The organism is Streptomyces sp. CRN 30, assembly GCF_034105845.1.
Map to the genome: position 1 here is coordinate 24,886 of NZ_JAVRHI010000169.1, position 17,096 is coordinate 41,981.

The 17,096-nt window shown below is 70.7% G+C and carries 17 protein-coding genes; 7 read left to right on the forward strand and 10 right to left on the reverse strand.

All coding sequences use genetic code 11. From position 1 onward, the window contains the following. Positions 1-28: 28 nt before the first annotated feature. Positions 29-1,009 (forward strand): methylmalonyl Co-A mutase-associated GTPase MeaB, encoded by a 981-nt coding sequence (gene meaB / locus UW392_RS16580; RefSeq protein WP_320775779.1) that lies wholly within the window; start codon positions 29-31, stop codon positions 1,007-1,009. 19 nt (positions 1,010-1,028) lie between these two features. Then, positions 1,029-1,661 carry a precorrin-8X methylmutase gene (locus tag UW392_RS16585; RefSeq protein ID WP_320775780.1) on the forward strand — a complete coding sequence of 211 codons (633 nt, stop codon included), beginning with the start codon at positions 1,029-1,031 and terminating at the stop codon, positions 1,659-1,661. 3 nt (positions 1,662-1,664) lie between these two features. Here the strand turns inward: UW392_RS16585 and UW392_RS16590 are convergent, their stop codons facing one another. From UW392_RS16590 to UW392_RS16600, 3 genes are all read right to left on the reverse strand, one after another. Beyond that, the gene (locus tag UW392_RS16590) at positions 1,665-2,399 is read right to left on the reverse strand and encodes a cobalt-precorrin-6A reductase (protein WP_320775781.1); all 735 of its coding nucleotides are present in this window, start codon (positions 2,397-2,399) and stop codon (positions 1,665-1,667) included. Beyond that, a complete protein-coding gene (gene cbiE / locus UW392_RS16595) occupies positions 2,387-3,724 on the reverse strand; it encodes a precorrin-6y C5,15-methyltransferase (decarboxylating) subunit CbiE (protein WP_320775782.1) in 1,338 nt (445 codons plus the stop codon). Before cbiE ends, UW392_RS16590 begins: the two co-directional genes overlap by 13 nt. A 68-nt stretch (positions 3,725-3,792) precedes the next feature. Beyond that, entirely contained in the window at positions 3,793-5,706 is a 1,914-nt protein-coding gene (locus UW392_RS16600) for a protein kinase domain-containing protein (RefSeq protein WP_320775783.1), read from the reverse strand. 261 nt (positions 5,707-5,967) lie between these two features. Between UW392_RS16600 and UW392_RS16605 the strand changes: the two genes are divergently transcribed. The 4 genes from UW392_RS16605 (at position 5,968) to UW392_RS16620 (ending at position 9,802) form a co-directional block, all read left to right on the forward strand. Further along, positions 5,968-6,477, forward strand: coding sequence for a pyridoxamine 5'-phosphate oxidase family protein (locus UW392_RS16605; RefSeq protein WP_320775784.1), 510 nt, complete (start codon positions 5,968-5,970; stop codon positions 6,475-6,477). A gap of 90 nt (positions 6,478-6,567) precedes the next feature. Then, a complete protein-coding gene (locus tag UW392_RS16610) occupies positions 6,568-6,924 on the forward strand; it encodes a hypothetical protein (RefSeq protein WP_320775785.1) in 357 nt (118 codons plus the stop codon). Between the two features lie 39 nt (positions 6,925-6,963). Continuing rightward, positions 6,964-7,785: a hypothetical protein gene (locus UW392_RS16615; RefSeq protein ID WP_320775786.1), complete on the forward strand. Its 822-nt coding sequence runs from the start codon at positions 6,964-6,966 to the stop codon at positions 7,783-7,785. Positions 7,786-7,876: 91 nt separating this feature from the next. After that, a complete protein-coding gene (locus UW392_RS16620; RefSeq protein ID WP_320775787.1) occupies positions 7,877-9,802 on the forward strand; it encodes a hypothetical protein in 1,926 nt (641 codons plus the stop codon). Positions 9,803-9,859: 57 nt separating this feature from the next. Here the strand turns inward: UW392_RS16620 and UW392_RS16625 are convergent, their stop codons facing one another. The 6 genes from UW392_RS16625 to UW392_RS16650 all read right to left on the reverse strand — a co-directional run bounded on the left by UW392_RS16625 (position 9,860) and on the right by UW392_RS16650 (position 15,893). Beyond that, positions 9,860-10,393: a hypothetical protein gene (locus tag UW392_RS16625; RefSeq protein WP_320775788.1), complete on the reverse strand. Its 534-nt coding sequence runs from the start codon at positions 10,391-10,393 to the stop codon at positions 9,860-9,862. Between the two features lie 49 nt (positions 10,394-10,442). After that, positions 10,443-12,419: a hypothetical protein gene (locus tag UW392_RS16630; RefSeq protein WP_320775789.1), complete on the reverse strand. Its 1,977-nt coding sequence runs from the start codon at positions 12,417-12,419 to the stop codon at positions 10,443-10,445. Further along, positions 12,416-13,582, reverse strand: a complete 1,167-nt coding sequence (locus UW392_RS16635; RefSeq protein ID WP_320775790.1) for a 5'-methylthioadenosine/S-adenosylhomocysteine nucleosidase — start codon at positions 13,580-13,582, stop codon at positions 12,416-12,418. The genes UW392_RS16630 and UW392_RS16635 overlap by 4 nt, the downstream gene beginning before the upstream one ends. After that, the gene (locus tag UW392_RS16640) at positions 13,583-14,326 is read right to left on the reverse strand and encodes an NUDIX hydrolase (RefSeq protein ID WP_320775791.1); all 744 of its coding nucleotides are present in this window, start codon (positions 14,324-14,326) and stop codon (positions 13,583-13,585) included. Between the two features lie 76 nt (positions 14,327-14,402). Then, entirely contained in the window at positions 14,403-14,585 is a 183-nt protein-coding gene (locus UW392_RS16645; protein ID WP_320775792.1) for a hypothetical protein, read from the reverse strand. A 372-nt stretch (positions 14,586-14,957) separates the two neighbouring features. Beyond that, complete coding sequence (locus tag UW392_RS16650) at positions 14,958-15,893, reverse strand: alpha/beta hydrolase (protein ID WP_320775793.1); 936 nt, start codon at positions 15,891-15,893, stop codon at positions 14,958-14,960. A 51-nt stretch (positions 15,894-15,944) separates the two neighbouring features. On the opposite strand from UW392_RS16650, the gene UW392_RS16655 reads away from it, so the two are divergent. Continuing rightward, positions 15,945-16,541: a TetR/AcrR family transcriptional regulator gene (locus UW392_RS16655; RefSeq protein WP_320775794.1), complete on the forward strand. Its 597-nt coding sequence runs from the start codon at positions 15,945-15,947 to the stop codon at positions 16,539-16,541. Positions 16,542-16,564: 23 nt separating this feature from the next. Here UW392_RS16655 and UW392_RS16660 read toward each other — a convergent pair whose 3' ends face one another. Next, positions 16,565-17,005: an Rrf2 family transcriptional regulator gene (locus UW392_RS16660; protein ID WP_320775795.1), complete on the reverse strand. Its 441-nt coding sequence runs from the start codon at positions 17,003-17,005 to the stop codon at positions 16,565-16,567. Positions 17,006-17,096: the final 91 nt, after the last annotated feature.

Sequence of the window (17,096 nt, forward strand, 5' to 3'; positions counted from 1 at the left end):
GGTGGCCTGTGATGAACGGTGGCCTCCGATGATGGATGCCGACGCGTACGTCAAGGGTGTGCTGGACGGCAAGCGGGCGGTGATCGCCCGCACGGTCACCCTCGTGGAGTCGACGCGCCCGCAGCACCGGGCCCTCGCCCAGGAGGTGCTGACCGAACTGCTCCCGCACAGCGGCCGGGCCCGGCGGATCGGGGTCAGCGGGGTGCCGGGGGTCGGCAAGTCGACGTTCATCGACGCCTTCGGCACGATGCTGACCGGGCTCGGCCACCGGGTGGCCGTCCTCGCCGTCGACCCGTCCTCCAGCCGGACCGGCGGCTCGATCCTCGGCGACAAGACGCGGATGGAGCGCCTCGCCGTCGACCCGGCGGCGTTCGTCCGGCCCTCCCCCACAGCGGGCACGCTCGGCGGCGTCGCGAAGGCCACCCGCGAGTCGATCGTGGTGATGGAGGCCGCCGGCTACGACGTGGTCCTCGTCGAGACGGTCGGTGTCGGCCAGTCGGAGACGGCGGTCGCGAACATGGTCGACTCGTTCCTCCTCCTCACCCTGGCCCGCACCGGCGACCAGTTGCAGGGCATCAAGAAGGGCGTCCTGGAGCTGGCCGACGTCATCGCCGTGAACAAGGCGGACGGCCCGCACGAGCGCGACGCCCGCGCCGCCGCCCGGGAACTGGCGGGCGCGCTGCGCCTCATGCACGGCAAGGACGCGTTCTGGACCCCGCCGGTCCTGCACTGCAGCGCGCGGGAGTCGACCGGCCTCGACACCGTCTGGGACCGCCTGGAGCAGCACCGTACGCTCCTGGACTCCACCGGCCGCCTCGCCGGCCGGCGCCGCGACCAGCAGGTCGACTGGGCCTGGACGATGGTCCGCGACGAACTCCTGGGCCGTCTGCACGCCGACCCGTCCGTCCGCGCCCTCGCACCCGGGCTGGAGCGGCGGCTCCGGGCGGGCGAGGTCACGGCGACGCGGGCGGCGGAGGAGATCCTGGGCGCCTTCGGGGAGCGCGCGTGAGGGTGGCTATGCTCCCCGGGTGACGACGTACGACTACGAGAAGGACGGCGCCGAGATCTACCGGCAGTCCTTCGCCACCATCCGCGCCGAGGCCGACCTGGGCTCCCTGCCCGAGGACGTGGGCCGGGTCGCGGTCCGCATGGTCCACGCGTGCGGCATGGTCGACCTCGTCGAGGATCTCGCGTACTCCCCCGGTGTGGTGGCGGACGCCCGCGCGGCCCTGCGCGCCGGGGCGCCGGTCCTGTGCGACGTGCGGATGGTCGCGAGCGGTGTGACGCGGAGCCGTCTGCCCGCCGGCAACGACGTGCTCTGCGCCCTCGCCGACCCGGCCGTCCCGGAGCTCGCGGCCCGGCTCGGCACGACCCGGAGCGCCGCCGCCCTTGAGCTGTGGCGGGACCGGCTGGACGGCGCGGTGGTGGCGGTCGGCAACGCGCCGACGGCCCTGTTCCGGCTCCTGGAGATGATCCGCGACGGTGCTCCGCGTCCGGCCGCCGTCATCGGCGTGCCGGTCGGTTTCGTCGGGGCGGCGGAGTCCAAGGACGCGCTGGCCGCGAACCCCTTCGGGCTGGAGTACCTGGCCGTACGGGGCCGGCGCGGCGGGAGCGCCATGGCCGCGGCGGCGGTCAACGCCCTGGCGAGCGAGGCGGAGTGACCGTCACCGGGTGAGCCATCCCAGGGCCGCGTCGGCGGTGGCGGCCACGGGCACCCCGTCCGGCACCGGCGGCCGGCGCACGACGACCACCGGCAGCCCGCTCTCCCTTGCGGCCGTCAGCTTCGGCGCGGTGGCCGCTCCCCCGCTGTCCTTGGTGACGAGGACGTCGATCCGGTGGCGCCGCAGCAGTTCGCGCTCGCCGTCGAGGGTGAACGGCCCCCGGTCAAGGAGCGCTTCCATGCGAGCAGGGTGCGGTGGCTCGGGTGGATCGACGGACCGGACGAGGAACCACAGGTCACCGGTGTCTCCCGCGAAGGCCGCGAGTCCCCCACGTCCGGTGGTGAGGAACACCCGGCGCCCGAGAGAGGGCAGCAGCGCGGCCGCCCCGGCGAGGGACCCGGTCTCGTACCAGCGGTCCCCCTCCGTCGCCCGCCAGCCGGGCCGCCGCAGGACGAGCAGCGGTACGCCGGTCAGGGCGGCGGCCTCGGCGGCATTGCCGGTGATGGTGGCGGCGAAGGGGTGGGTGGCGTCGACGACGGCGTCCACGGCGTGGTCGCGCAGCCAGGCGGCGAGTCCGCCGGGCCCGCCGAAGCCGCCGACGCGGAGTTCACCGGGGGGCGTGCGCGGCGCGGCGACCCGTCCGGCGAGGGAGGTGGTGACGCGGCCGTACGGACCGGCCGTGACCAGCTCGGCGAGGCGGCGGGCCTCGGCGGTGCCGCCGAGGATCAGGACGTGCACGGGGTCCCGTCGCTCCCGTCGCTCCCGTCGCTCCCGTCGGTCCCGTCGCTCCCGTCGGTCCCGTCGATCCCGTCGGTCCCGTCGATCCCGTCGTCCGCTTTCCGTACGGCCCACTGGGTCACCGGCATCGCCTGCCGCCACCCGGTGAAGTCGCCCACGGGGACGGCGTGCGCGACGGCGAGGCGCACCAGTTCGCCCCCGTGGCGGCGGCGGGCGTCGGCGAGCAGGGCCTCCGACTCCAGGGTGACGGTGTTGGCGACGAGCCGCCCGCCGGGCGCGAGCGCGTCCCAGCAGGCGTCGAGGAGACCGGGCGCGGTGAGCCCGCCACCGACGAACACGGCGTCGGGCGACGGGAGTCCGTCGAGCGCCCCGGGCGCCTGTCCGGTGACGACCCGCAGTCCGGGCACGCCGAGCCGTCCGGCGTTGCGGGTGATGCGGGCGGCGCGCTCGGGGTCGCGTTCGACCGTGACGGCGCGGCAGGACGGGTGGGCGCGCATCCACTCGACGGCGATCGATCCGGAGCCGCCGCCGATGTCCCACAGCAGTTCGCCCGGGGCGGGGGCGAGGACGCCGAGGGTGGCGGCGCGGACGTGCCGTTTGGTGAGCTGGCCGTCGTGCTCGTAGGCGTCGTCGGGCAGGCCGGGGGCGGTGCCGAGGTGCGGGGTGCCGGGGGCGCGGCGGCACTCGACGGCGACGACGTTGAGGGGGTCGCCGGGCGGTCGCGCCCAGTCGTCGGCGCTGCTCGCGTCGGTGACGTGCTCCTCGGGGGCGCCGAGCCGTTCCAGGACCCGCATGCCGCTGGGCCCGAAGCCGCGGTCGCTCAGGAGCGCGGCGACGGTGGCCGGGGTGGTGGCGTCGGCACTGAGCACGAGCAGCCGGCGCCCGTGGTGCAGAGCGGCGGCGAGCCGGTCGGCGGGCCGCCCGACGAGGGTGACGACCTCGACGTCCTCCAGGGGCCAGCCGAGGCGGGCGGCGGCGTAGGAGACGGAGGAGGGGTGCGGCAGGACGTGCACGGCACCGGCGCCCAGGACCTCGGTCAGCGCCCGTCCGATCCCGTAGAACATGGGGTCCCCGCTGGCCAGTACGGCGACGCGGCGGCCGGTGTGCGCGGCGAGCAGGCCGGGGACGGCGGGCCGCAGCGGCGAGGGCCAGGCGACGCGCTCGCCGCCGCACTCGGGTGGCAGCAGGTCGAGCTGGCGGGGGCCGCCGATGACGACCTCCGCGTCGCGCAGGGCGGCACGGGAGGCGTCCGGAACCCCCGGCCAGCCGTCGGCACCGATCCCGACGACGGTGACGGAGCGGGGCGGGAGGGGGCGGGGGGTCACGGCGGAGGTCCTCGGTGGTGCGGCGGCGGGGGCGACGGACTCGCACTTTACGTGCTCACCGTCCCGGGTCAGCCGTCGGACCGGTCCGACCGCCAGACGTCCTGTCCGTCCTTGCTCTTGATGGCGACGGCGCCGTCGGGCCGCAGTTCCATGACGGCGCCCGCGTGCGCGCCGGTCTGCGAGGCCCACACCGGCCTGTGCTCGGCGGTGTAGACGACGAGGTTGCCGTCGTCCTGGAACACGGCCTGGTGGTTCTCGCCGGAGGTCCCGGTGTCCCAGAGGCGCTGGTTGGCCTCGTCGTAGGCGACGAGGTTGCCGTTCTTCTGCATGATCAGCTTCAGGTGGGCCGTCTGGAGGAACTCACCGGCCGCCAGGGTCTTCGGCGCGGTGACCGTCATGTCCTGCGGGAGCGCGGGGTCGACGACGGTCCGGAAGACGTCCTGCCCGTCCTTGCTCGCGATGGCGATGACGCCGTCGGGCCGGAGTTCGAGGACGGCCCCCGCGTACGCTCCCGTGTTGCTGGCCCACACGGGCTTGTGGTCGGCGGTGTAGACGACGAGGTTGCCGTCGTCCTGGAACACGGCCTGGTAGTTCTCGCCGGAGGTGCCGGACTCCCACTGGCGCTGGTCGTCACCGTCCAGGGAGACGAGGTTGCCGTCCTCGCCCATGACGAGTCGCACCCGCGTCGTCCGCCAGGACTCGCCGGTCCGCAGCGTGCGCTCGGCCCGGACCGTCAGCTCCTGCGGAGGGAGTTCCTCGGCCTTCTCGCTGCTGCTCGCGGAAGCCTTCGGCTTCTTGGCGTCGGCGGTCGACTCCGTGGACTGCGCGACGACGATCGCCGTGGCCGTCAGACCGAGGGCGACGACCGCGCCGACGGCGAGCAGCAGTCCGCGGCGGGTCCGGTCGCGGGGCGGTCCGCCGAGCTGTGTGGGCGGCGGGAGGAGGCGGGTGCGGGCGGGGGCGGCGTTGGCTGGGACTGTGGGTGCGGCGTTGTCCACGACCGTGGGTGTGGGGCCGTCCACGACGGTGGGCTCGGGAGCCTGCCGCGGGGACTCGGAAGAAGCCTGCCGCGGGGACTCGGGAGGAGCCTGCCGCGAGGGCTCGGGACGGGCGCCGGCCGGCACGTCCAGGGACGGCGCGGCGGCGATGATCCGCTGGTAGGCGGGGTGCCGCACGATGTCGGTCTCGCTGTCGCACAGCTCCACGATGCGGTGCGGCGCGGGACGCCGCGCCGGGTCCTTGTCGGCGCACGCCCGGATGAGCCCGGCCATCTCCTCGGGCACCCCGTCGAGGTCCATCTCCCCGTGGACGGAGCGGTAGGAGACGGTGGCCGCCGAGCCCTGACCGTACGGCGGACGGCCGGTGAGGCAGTACGCCATGGTGACGCCGAGCGCGAAGACGTCGGACGCGGGTCCGGTCTCACCGTCGGTGAGGGTCTCCGGGGCGATGAAGCCCGGGGTGCCGATGGCGGTGCCGGCCAACGTGAGGTTCGGCATGGCGTCGCTGCGGGCGATGCCGAAGTCGATGAGCTGGGGACCGGTGGCGGACAGAATGATGTTCTGCGGCTTGATGTCGCGGTGCAGCACGCCGTGGACGTGGATGTCGGCGAGCCCCTCCGCCAGGGCGGCCAGCACGGCGCGTACCAGGTCGACAGGGAAGGGCCCCGACGTCTCGACGGCGTCGGCGAGCGTCGGGCCGGGCACGTACTCGGTGGCCATCCAGAACGGCGGGGTGCCCACCTCGGCGTCGATGAGGGCCGCGGTGAACGCGTTGCGGACGGCGCCCAGGGTCTCCACCTCGCGGCGGAACCGGTCCAGCGCCTCCGGCTCGTCCTGGAGGTGGGCGTTGATGACCTTCACCGCGGCGGGCCGGCCTCCCGGGGTCCGGCCGAGGTAGACGCTTCCCATCCCTCCGGAACCGAGCCGGCCGAGCAGGCGGTAGCGGCCGACGGTCGTCGGATCGGAGTCTTGCAGCGGGTACACCTGACGTGCCCTCCAGGCAGTCGTACACGGGGGGTCGGGGACCGTTGCCCGTCGCTACCGATGCGTAGCGTGGGCGCTCAACTACCCACGCACACATGGTCGTTACGGTCCACTCAGACCGTGAAGCCTACGCCACTCCACCGCCCACCGGATCTTCGGTCCGGCGACGCCCACCGGTCCCGGGCAGCGCCCGCATCGGTCGCGGGGAGTAGGTCCCGCGCCCCAGGCGCGCGCCGCGCCCCCCGACTAGCGTCGGTCTCCATGGAGACCACCGGAACCACCCGTCGCCCCACCGCGGAGCAAGTCCGCGACACCCGCCGGCGCCTAGGCACCGAGCGCGACGCGTGGCTGTCGACGTCCCACCCCGACCACGGGCCGCACCAGGTGCCGCTGTGGTTCCTGTGGGACGGACGGGCGGTGTGGCTGTGCACCGGCTCCACGTCCGCCACCGCGCGCAACGTCCGCGCGGAGCCCCGCGTACGCCTGTCCCTCCCGGACACCTTCGACGTGGTGCTCCTCCAGGGCGAGGCGGAGTGCTTCCCGGACGAGGAGGTACCGGCCGCCACGGCGGAGGCGTTCACGGCGAAGTTCGGGTGGGACCCGCGGGCGGAGGAGGATTCCTTCGCCTACGTACGCGTGACCCCGAGAACCGTGCGCGCCTGGCGCGGAGAGCCGGAGCTGCGGGGGCGGGTGGTCATGCGGGACGGGGTGTGGCTGGATCAGGAGGCGCCCGTCGAGCGCGACCGGTCCGCGGCGCACTCCAGTACGTAGTGATTCTTCGACAACTCCCGCATATGGCTGATTTGTTGTGGGAAAGTCTTCGCGGTACGTCAGGCAAGCGACGGGGGAGGCGCGACAGCCATGGTGGACCTGAGCCCTACGCAGCTAGTGATCATAGCCGTCATCGTGCTCGGCATTCTGGCGCTGATCGTCTTCGGTCTGCGCCGCGGTTCGCTGAAGCGCGCCGACTTCCAGGGCCTGGGCGTGCGCGCCGGCGTGGAGGGACACCAGGAGGCGAAGCCGCTGGCCGACCAGACCATGCAGACCGACGGTCTCAAGTCCAGGCGATCCCGCTTCCGGATCGTGAAGAGCGCGAGGACCTCCTTCAGGAGGAGCAGCTTCAGCCGCAGCACCGTGGAGATCCTGCCCGACGACGGGTCCGTCCCGCCGGACCGGACACCTCCGTCCGACCCCTCGCCGGGCAGCACCGGCCGGTAGCGGTCCGGCAGTCCGCGGCGCGCACAGGGCGGGGGAACGGTGCCCGAACCGGCAGAGCAGCAACGACACATCGACCGTGCCGAACAACTGGAGAGCGTGGCGCGCCTCACCGCGCGGAACGGACAACGGGGCGGTGAGCGGCAGGCACTGCTCTTCGAAGGGCCCGAGGACATCGGCAAGTCGTCACTGCTGTCCGAGATCTACAAGCGGCATTCCACGAACGGTGTGTACTTCGTCGACCTGGCCCAGACGGTCGTGGAACACGACGTCCTCGAAGCGCTGTCGATGCAGGCCCGGCGCCAGGACGTCAGCGTGCAGAGCTACCGCAGCGCTCGGGACCGGTTCGCGGAGGGATTCCGCTCGATACAGGTCGACTTCACCGACGTAAGGGTGCGGAACGGAGCGATCCAGCTGTTCGCCCAGGGCGAGGACCGTCAAGTGCGTCTCACCAATCTCAGCGATGCACTCCTGGACAACCTCGTCGCCGATGCCCGCAGACCGGTGGTCTGCCTCGACAGCTTCGAGGCGTGCGCGCAGCCGATGCGGGACTGGCTCGCCCGGAGGCTGTTGCCGAACCTGTTGTCCAGGCGAGAGGTGAGTGTCTTCCTCGCGGGCCGGGAAGTGCCACGTCTGTCCGTTCCTCCCTACTCCGATGTCGTCCACACGCTGGTGCTGCCGCCGTTCGACGTGGCGGCCGTGCGGGACTGGATCGAGTGGCGGGGATTCTCCAGTCTCATGGACAAGGCCGCGACGATCCGGGAAACGCACGGTGGGGTGCCGGGACTGCTCGCCGAGTTCTTCGCCTGCCACACGGAGCCGGACGGGACCGCCCCGGCCGGTCGAAACGGCCGGGAGGACTGACGCCATGACGCAGGAATCCGTCGTCCGCCAGGCGCTGGCCCGATTCGACCGGCTGCCCGCGGACCAGGCACGGCTGCTCGAAGCACTGGCCGTGCACCGTAGGTTCGACTCGGACGTCGTCACGTACACGGCAGCGGACCTCGGTCTCGGGCTCACGCCGGAACAGGTACTCGCCTCCCCGTTCGTCGTGACAGAACGGGTTCCTCACATCGGGCCCGGCAGCCAGCAGCCGTACAGCCTCCGTTCCGTCCTTCGGTCCGCGCTGTACGAACGCCTGCGGACCGACCGGACGAACACGTTCCGGCAGGCGCACAGGATCGCGGCCACTTACTACCACCAGCCACTGGAGCCGCTGCGCACCGACCGGCTCACCTGGTACGTGCACGAGGTCCGGCATCTGGCCGCCTTCCGCGAGGAACTGGCCACGGAGCGGCTCGCGACGTTCGCGCACGACTCACTCGTCGCCGGACACGCCGAAGTCGCGGGCCGGGCGGCGGCCGCAGTGGCCAGCACCGCCGTGTCGTCCGCCGCCCAGTCGCTGGCCGGAATCATCCAGGCCGTGGCCAAGATCCTCAACGACCCGGCGCACGTCGAACGTGCCACGGTCGTCACGCTGGACGACCTCCTGGCCCGCCACGGAACCCCCTCCGATCCGGCGTCCGTCCGGCTCGTCCTGCTCGCCCGGGACCTCGTCGTCCACTGCACGGAACGACCGGCCCCGGTCACACCGCTGACCGCACTGGTCGTCCCGGACGCCGCCTCGGCCGTCGACCCGCGCGGCATGCCGGTCCTGGGCGGCGAGCTGAGATTGCTGGAGGACCTCACCCAGCCGTCCAGAATCATCACGACCCGTACCCATCGCGTCGAGCTGACGTCCAGAACGGCTGTTCTCCACCAGGTCACCACCAAGCTCGCCACGGAGGACCGGCCAGGCCGGAACATGGTGCTGGCGGATCTCCTGCCGGCCGACACCTGGGACCGCCTGGACAGCATCGAAGTGAGCGAACGCGGCGTCAGGACGGCGCATGTGCTGCGAGCGACCGAGACCGCTCGTGTCGTGGCTCATGGTGTCGGCCGTCTCCTGGGCCCCGGTGACCGGTCCACCGGAGACGGCGCACGCGCCGAGCTGTCCCGGCGGCTGGGCGCCCTGGGCTGGTACAGCGAGACCGAGGAACTCACCGCTCTGCTGCGCCGGAGCCGGCAGGCGGAGGGTGTGGAGGACTTCCTGCGCGAACGCATCGCGGGCCTGATGCGCTACACACCGCTCGTCGTACTGCTGGACGTCTACCCGGGGCTGCCTTCCGAGGTGGTCTACGGCTACCAGGAGAACTGCACCACTCGAAGGATCGGCTGGGGCGGTGTCGTCGTCTCGGTCGACCTGACGGTCCCGTCCGTGGTGCGCAACCGGCTGGAGTTCGTCACCCCTGACGGGCTCGTACCCGTCGAAGTCGAGGAGACGGAGGACGCCCGGCTGGTGCCGGTGCGCAACGGGCAGGTCTCCCCCTCGGTGCAGCGGTTCGACCTCCGCGGCATCCGCCGGGCCGAGGACGACGAGAGCGACAGCACGGCCCGTATCGAGGTGGATCTCGGATACCGGTTGCCGGACCGCGAGTTCAAGGGCGTACTGAACACCGCCTGTCTGTGCATGGCACTCTCCTCCCTGGCGCTGCTGCTGCTGTTCGCCAACATCGCGCTGCTGTCTGTCGTCGGCACCGTCATCGCCTCGGTCGGCGTGCTGGCGGACATCTCCCGCGACGGTTCCCACCACGCCGAGGACGAACCCCTCCACATCTATGCCGGTAAACGGCTGCGAGTGCTCCGGCAGAGCAACGCGGCAGCGGCCATCGCGGCGGCCGCCGTACCCAACGCCGGTTCCCTGACGGGCAGTCTGGTGGCGTCCGGAGTGGCCTTCCTGTACTGCCTGGCCACTTGCTTCATCGTGCTGAGCGTCAGAAGAACCGCCCTTCGCCCTCTTCCCACGATGACACGACCGGGCCACCGCACCCTGTCGGACTGAGCGCGGCCGGCTCACTCCGGGTCGCCCCGTTTCCGACGTCCGCGGGATGTGTTCCCCTCACCGCTCGGCATAGCGCAGGAACTGCCACCCCAGTCCGGCCAGGGCAACTGTCTGCACCACGGAGATGATCAGGAGGGGAAGCCGGGCGGCGCCGGAGCACCAGAATCCGGTGACGCAGGTCATCGGCAACGCCAAGTACGTGAACAGATCGACAGTGGCCTGCAGGCGCTTACGCGCGGGCCGACTCGGGTCGTCACGGTGGTAGATTTCCCAGCCGAACACGGCACCTCGGACATCACCGAGCTCGGCCAGCCGCGGCCCCAGCTCCTCCCGGATGTAGCGACCGACCGCGGAAATCTTCACGTCGTTGACCAGGTAGGTCCACCCCAGGACGAGGCAGACCACGGGAACGGTGAGGAGCAAATAGGGTTGGTCCTCCTGAACGGTGATCGTCAGGACTGCGGTGGCCGCGGCCAGCGTGAAGTAGAGCAGGTTGTCACGGAATCCGATCCGGGTCTTCTGCTCCTCCTTGATGCGGTCGTACTCGGCGAGCAGCAGTTGGCTTTCGGTGACGTCCTCTGTGGCAGCCACGGCATCTCCACGGTCAAGGGCCGACTGGGCTGAAGAGTGAGCGAGCGGCTCAATCGGCGGGGAAGAAGGGCGGCTGATTGTTCGCCTTGTTCCGTTCGATCCATCCCTTGCCGTCCGCCGCGATCCCTTCGAGGAGGCGGAAGGTGTGAACGAACCCGGCCGCGTTGAGGTTGATGTCAGCGAGCTCCCGGGCGTTCTCGTCCGGCGCGAGCTGGTGTGTGTCGTCGTCCTTGACACGGATGTTCCGGGCAGGTCCGTTGGTGAGGATGAGCTCCAGGTCGTACCCGACACGCTGGCGTTCCGTCACTTGCACGGAGGACAGCGCCTCGAAGCGGTAGTTGCTCCGCTGCTCGCTGTCGCGCTTCGCGTCGGTGAAGTCGAACTCCGTACCGACTTCACGGACCCCGTCATGCGTGACCAGGAAGAGACGGAAGCTGTAACGCGAATACCGCCAGGGGCCGCCCTTCACACGCGCACGCTTGTAGGGGCGCGCGGGTGTCATCAGGATGGTGTGGGTGATCAGGTTGCGCCAGCTGAGCTGATAGTGGCGGAGCGCTTCGTCGACGAACAGGGTCTTGTCGCAGTCCAGCCAGGTCTCCATTTCCAGCTCACTGGGCCGCGTTGTGTCCAGGAACGACTTCCAGTCCTGGTACGCGGCTTGCCGGCCGGTCATGCGCCGGTGGTACTCCTGAGTCTCTTCCACCAGCCACCGCCTGTCACCGTTCGCGCTCAGCCACGAGACAGCCGTTGCGTGTCCGGCCCAGGCCGTACCGGCCGCGGACAGAAGGGTGAGGGGAATGTTCGAGCCGCCGGCAGCCGCCGTTCCGAACAGCGTGACGGCCGCGATCCCGAGAGCGGTGAGGGCGACGACACAGACCGCCTTCGTCGCCCCCGGTGTGCGGTATTGCTGACCAGGATCGACCAGCGCGTTCCGGTTGTAGCGGTCCCTGGTGTCCTCGGCCAGGTACCGGATGAGCCAGTTGACCCGGTCCACCTTGATCCGGCTCTCTCGGTAGAGAAACGCGATCTCCGCGGCAAGACTGTGACGGATGTCAGCGGTTCGGTCGAGCCACTGGTGAGCGTCGAACCCGTGCGGGACGCGGACACTGAAGTAGTGGTCGAACGAATGGCGGACTCGATCGGTGAATCCGTCCGAGGTAGGCGCGGAAACTCCCGTGCTGGACGCCTGGTCTTCCGAAGCCTTCGCCTTCAGACGCTGTTCCCGGTACCACCACCGCTGGCCGAAGCGTGCGGCGGTGAGACCCGCACCGACTGCCACCAGCAGCGCGACAACCGCCGTGGCCGGATTCGCGACCACCGCCGAAACCCAGAGGACGCCGGCGGCGACGGCGAACAGGCCGGCCCGGACGGTGAGGTTCGCCGATGCGGCCCCAACGGCGCTCGGCCGGGGCGGCGCAGCTCGCGGGCCGATGGGGTCGGGCTCGAAATAGGCCCAGACCCGGTGCACCCGGTCGTTGCCGAAACGAGCCGACTCGGCCCGCTCGTGGCTCTCGGCCCACAGACTGTCCCTCAATCCCCCGCCGAGTACGAGGTCGAGGTGGTGGACGATGGCGTCGCGCTGACGCTGGGACAGGTCGCGCAGTCGCTTCAGTACCCGTGCCGTTTCGCCGTCGGCGTTGCCTTGGATCGCCAGCACTTCGTAGGCGACCCGGAGGGCGTCTTTCCACTCGCCGTCGGCATAGGTCCGTACGAGACCGGCGGCCCGCTGCAGTTGCTCCCGTTCTTCGGCGTCGAGGTCTTGATAGGCACGCTTGCTCAGCATGGCCAGCACCCAGTGGAAGCGGACCTCCGCGTTGTCGTATCCGCTGACGATCGCTTCACCGATCAAGCCGCGAGCACGACTGGGTACACCGTCCTTCAGGAAGCGCACTCCGATTTCATACTTCCTCCGGGGTGACGGTGACTGTTCGCCGATATTGACGGTGGCATTGTGTACCGTCGAGGCCTGGATTCCGACAGTGGAGTCCGTGGCCGCATTGTGCGCGGAGCCGTCGCTGTAGTTCATGATGACCCACCCGCCGCGACGATCAGTGGGACAAGTCGCGCTTCCAGCTCGGGCAGGTCCGCGATCAGGCCGCGTAACCTCTTGAGGGCCATGGTCGCCTTTTTCGTCGACCCTGCGATTCCCGCTTTCACCGTCTGCCGGGCGGTGTCCAACTCGGCCCTGGCCGCTTCATAGGTGTCGTCGTCGAGTGCACCCTGGGCGTGGTGACGCCTCAGGTGCTCACCGAAGTCCACCAGTTCCGTGATCAGGTCCACGCGCTCGGCCGTCTTGCGGTGCGCGTCAATCTGGACGTTGCTGTCCGTGACGGATCCGGCCATGATTCCGACAGTGCTGGAATGGGCGATATTGCTGACATGCCCCGTGAGCACGTCAGCCGCCGTGCTGTCCTGGCTTTCATGAGACATGTCGATGTGCTCCTGTTCTTCGACGAGTTCCACGGCCAGCCGCGTGGCGAAGGCCACGGCATTGGCCGCGGCCCGCGGCTGCCAGTTGCGGTCCTCGGCACTGTTCTTCGTGCCGTCCGCCCGGTCGCTGATGCCCCGGATGATGGCCACGGGCGCCCCGCTGAGATGACCGGCCTGCGCCACACCGGCGGCTTCCATCTCGATCGCAAGTGCGTCGTTGTAGTGCTGCCTGATCCACTCCGCCTCCGCGGAGATGCGCGAGTTCTGCACAATCTCACCGGCGGCGATCGCACCGAAGTGCACCCGCGGCGCGTTCACGTCATCCGACGTCCCGTCGGCCCAGATCCCTGTGCGGGCCAGGTGCGCACCGAGCTGGCTGATGCCATGAGGCGCCTCCCATACCCGAGGACGCGCCTTGAGCCCGTCGTCCTCACTGGTTCCGCCGTGGTAGGCGTAGACATGGCTGGCCATCACCACGTCACCGAGACCGGTGGCTTTCCACAGAGCGCCGGCGACACCGACGAACAACACGGCCAACGGCGAGAATTCCTGTACAGCGCGCTCGGCGAGCACAGCCGCGGAATGATTACCCTTGCTCGTCAGACCGAGCGCGACCCGGCACGGCGTACCCTGCACGGTTCCCACCTCGAACCGCGTGCCACGGGTGTGGCGGTGCACCTGTACGCCGACCAGTTTCCGGCGCACGGCCTCGTACTCCAGGTTGAGAGCGGTGAGGACCACCACCAGATCTTTCGACATCTACTCCCCTCCTCCTTCTTTTTCCTCTTTCGCGATGGACGGCACCGGTCGGATCAGCGGTGGGGACAGCACCGTCCCCGGACCGGCCCGGAAGAGCTGAGCCGGCCGCCCACCCGTGGCCTTGCGCCCCGAACCGGCGGAAGTGATAAAACCCTTCACGGCCTGGACTTTGCGATAGAAGTTACGGGTGTCGAGTTCGATCCCCCACACCGCTTCGTAGACCTGCTGCAGTTCCGTTATGGTGAAAGGATCTGTACAGAAAGCCGTGGCCAGCGGAGAGAATTCGAGTTTCCTACGTGCGCGTTCGGTTCCGTCCGCCACGATTCGATTGTGGTCAAAAGCAAGTCGCAGTTCGCCGGAGAGAACGGCGTCCACAGGCACCCATGAAGCAGCCGCGGCGTCCGTGCCCGCGATCGGTTCGGGAAGCCCAGGTGCGATCGCCAGGTGGGCCACGGAGACAACCCGCCCCCGCGGATCACGGTCGGCATCCCCATAGGTGGCCAACTGCTCCAGATGCACCCATCCGGCACCGAGGGCGGTCTCCTCGCTCAACTCACGGTGCGCGGCGTCGAGGATCGACTCACCGGCATGGTTGAGGAAGCCACCTGGCAGGGCTTGCCTGCCGGCGAAGGGGTCCTCACCCCGTTCCACGAGCAAAACGCACAGTTGCCCTTCACGCAGGGTCAGGATGACGAGATCGACGGTCAGCAGGACAGGCGGTGGCGACCAGCTCTCATCTCCCATGAGTCAGAGGCTACTTGGGTTCCTGTCAGTTTCACAAGAAGCGCGCACACGGGCAGATTCGGACGCGGGGGCGGTATTACTCCTCGTGCACGACCGGGACAGGGGACAGCGGGACACCGCGCTCCCGCCCCGGGTTCACCTGAGGCCGCTGCGCGCGGACAGTCGGCGTGGTCTGCCGGCCAGGCCCCGGGTGGCCGGCGAGGCGTTCGGTGAAGGCGTACAGGGCGTGGACGCCGATGCCGGTTGCGGCCAGGGCCAAGGCCAGGACAGCAGTTGGGGGGTGTCCGGGGTTGAATGCCGCGATGGCGGTGAAGCGGTCGGTGGCTCCCCAGGCCACGTCACGTCCCGACACAGTTGCCGGGACGCGGCGATGCCTCCCGCACCGGACAGCCCGCCGAGCCAGGCCCGCAGGAAGGGCATCACCACACGTGCGGACGCCACTTCGGCTTCCGGAGTCGGGAAGAGGGGGTGCAGCGTGGCGACGGCACAGGCCGCCAACCGCGGCGGTCCCGGTGATCCGGCACCACCGACTCACTCGTCTCCACCGGCCGGCGCGAACCTCGTGCTCCACGAACCCGTCCCCCTCGCAGTCTCTCCGGGCAGGAGCTCACGCCGGTGGGTTCGGGCCGGATCAGGCGTCACCGGTGATGAAGTCGGTCAGCGCGGTGGCGACGGCTTCGGGCTGTTCGTCGGGGATGAAGTGGCCGGCGTCGGGCACGACGACTCCGGTGGTGCGGTCGGCCCAGGGGCCGAGGGAGGCCGCCATGTCCGGGATGGAGCCGTGGCTGCTGGAGACGCCGAGGACGGGCACGGTCAGGTGCCGCCGGTCGAGGGCCTCATGGTTCTTGCGGGCGGACTCGTCGGCGTCGCGGTAGTAGGCGAGGGCGGCGCTCAGGCCGCCGTCGGCGGCGAGGGCCGCCGCGTAGTGGTCGAGGTCGGCGTCGTCGAACGCGTCGGGGGCGAGGGCCTTCGTCCGCAGGAACCAGCCGACGTACTCCCGTTCGCGGCCGGTGAGCAGTGTCTCCGGCAGGCCGGGTACCAGGTGGAACGCGAAGTGCCAGGTCTTCCACGCCCGCGCCGGGTCCGTGGGGATCGTCTCCGGCAGGGTGATGCCGGGGATTCCGGCGTCGAGCAGGGCGAGCCCGCGCAGCCCGCTCTCGTGGTCGAGGGCGAGGGAGAAGGCGACCCAGGCGCCGATGTCGTGGGCGGCCAGCCAGTAGCCCGCGTCCACGCCGAGCGCCTCCACGGCGGCGTGGACGCGGGCGGCGACCGTATGGGTGTCGTAGCCGCCTTCCGGGCGCTCGGAGTGGCCCTGGCCCGGCAGGTCGATCGCGATGACGCGGAACCGCCGGTCGGCGAGGTGGGGCATCACCTTGCGCCAGGCCCACCAGGTCTGCGGGAACCCCGCGAGCAGGACGACGGCCGGGCCGTCCGCCCGGCCGCCGTCGACGGCATGCAGACGGATGCCGTCCGCGTCGACCCAGCGATGGGTGAACCCGCCGAGGCCGTACGAGTCGTGCAGATCGTGCAGCGGGAGGTCGCGCGGGTGGTTCGCAGTCGTGGTCATGTCCGGAACGTAACACATCTTGGACCGAACAGTTCAAGATAAGATGGCCTCATGGCAGGCAAGAAGCAGTTCGACATGGACACGGTGCTCGACGCCGCGATGATCCAGTTCTGGCGCGCGGGCTACGCCGACACCTCACTGGACGACCTGTCCCGGGTCACCGGCCTGAACCGCAGCTCCATCTACTCCTCGCTCGGCGACAAGGACCGGCTCTTCCTGCGCTGCCTGGACCGCTACGCCGCGCGCTACGGCGACAAGTACGACGCCGCCCTGGCCTGCGCGGCACCGGAACCCCTCGCCGCCGTCCGCGCGTTCTTCGCCGTCACCCTCGACCGCATCGCCGACCCCGGCCTTCCCGACGGGTGCCTGATCGCCCAGTCGGCCATGGCGGTCCCGGTACTGAGCCCGGCCGTCGCGGCGCACGCCAAGGAGGCGCTCGGCTTCCAGCGTTCGCGGCTGCGCGCCGCCCTGAAGGCCGGGCGGCTGGCCGATCAGGACGCCGACGCCTTCGCCGAACACATCGCGGCCGTGAACCAGTCCCTCGCCGTCATGAGCAGGGCCGGGGCGGGTCCCGCCCAGCTCTCGGCCATCGTGGGCGTGACCGTCGAGGCACTGTCGCACGCGTTGGGCGCGGCCGGGCGCGCCTAGGAGGCCAGCAGGCCGGCGGCGGATCAGGCGGTGTTCGGCGCTGCGAGCACGTCCCGGAGCACGTCCGCGAGCGTGACGCGGGCCAGTTCCCGCCTCATGGCCTGCTCGACGCCCTCGTAGATGCCCCGCATCGCCGGCTGGATGCCGTGACCCACCACGCAGCCCTGGTCCGGGGTGGCGCGGTGCATCGCGAAGAGCGGGCCGGGTTCGACCGCCTCGTACACGTCGAGCAGGGTCATCGACTCCAGCCCGCGCGCCAGCGACCAGCCCGCGCCCACGCCCCGCCGGGACTCCACGAGCCCGGCCGCGCGCAGTTCGCCGAGCAGCCGCCTGATCACCACGGGGTTGGTGTTCGCGCTGGTCGCGATCTGTTCGGAGGTGGCGACCTCGTGCCCCTGGCGCTGATAGAGGCCGATCCAGGCCAGCGCGTGGGCGGCGATCGTCAGCCTGCTGTTAGCGCTCACGCACCCTCCTCCCGGTCGGCCGCAACGCCTCATGTTACGACGACGCTGTCGTAACAGGAAAGGTTGCGACAGCGCTGTCGTAACCATTAAC